Origin of the sequence: Pseudomonas sp. BJa3 (genome assembly GCF_026343815.1) — a bacterium.
In the GTDB taxonomy this organism is placed as follows: Bacteria; Pseudomonadota; Gammaproteobacteria; order Pseudomonadales; family Pseudomonadaceae; genus Aquipseudomonas; species Aquipseudomonas soli.
The window spans coordinates 1-231 of sequence record NZ_JAOXMC010000600.1 but is presented as its reverse complement, the minus strand read 5'-3'; the positions used below and the strand labels follow the sequence as shown (position 1 = coordinate 231).

General features: G+C 60.2%; 1 protein-coding gene. It reads left to right on the top strand.

Annotated features, from left to right (window positions below; all coding sequences use genetic code 11):
- A partial coding sequence (locus tag OH705_RS28945; protein WP_267303666.1) for a hypothetical protein occupies positions 1-229 on the top strand: 229 nt, incomplete at its 5' end.
- Positions 230-231: the final 2 nt, after the last annotated feature.

Genomic DNA, 231 nt, shown 5'->3' with positions numbered 1-231 from the left:
CAAGGCGCGGGTTTCCGGTGGATATTCGAATCTGTCGGGCCTTCTACCGGTGTTGAGCGGGTTGGGCCGCAACTGTTTGTGGGTCATCGCGGGCCTGCCCCGCGATGAGGCCGGTGAATCCCCCAAACGGATCAGGGTTATCCCCAGAACAGACCAAGGGGTGAAATCCTCCCCCCCGGATGCAGGACAATCGCCGCTTTTATTTGGCAACGAGTCGACCCGCCAATGATC